General features: G+C 63.2%; 1 protein-coding gene. It reads right to left on the bottom strand.

What is annotated here, in order from left to right:
• Nucleotides 1-421: IS110 family transposase (locus AC1D1Y_RS26555; protein ID WP_477684977.1), on the bottom strand; the 421-nt coding region annotated here is incomplete at both ends.

Raw genomic sequence — 421 nt, 5'->3', positions numbered from 1 at the left:
GGTGCAGGCTGGACTCAACCTGGCAATGGCAGCCAGCTCGCGCTCCAGTTGGGCGATGCGGGCCTCCAACAGGTGAATCTCATCGACCAACAGCTTGGCTGTACCCCGGATCAGATCGGGCACAGCGGTGCTGGGGTCTGCCAGCACCCGGCTGATCGCTTCCACACCAGTGCGCGCTCCTACGGGAATCGCAATCCCAAACTCTCGGCAGAAGCCGCGTAGTGCATTGATGCGCGAAGTGCGTGTCCCCATCCACAGGCTGCGGATGCGGTGCATGCCTTGCAAGGCTTGTTGTTCTACCGACTTCACCCGCACCGGGCGCATATCGGATGCACGGGCGGCCTCCAGCAGCGCTGCGGCATCGGCTGCATCGGTCTTGTTGCGCTTGACGTAGGCACGGATGTACTGGGCAGGCAGCAAG

The organism is Polaromonas sp. P1_G1 (assembly GCF_056405595.1).
This window is presented reverse-complemented; position numbering and strand designations above follow the sequence as displayed.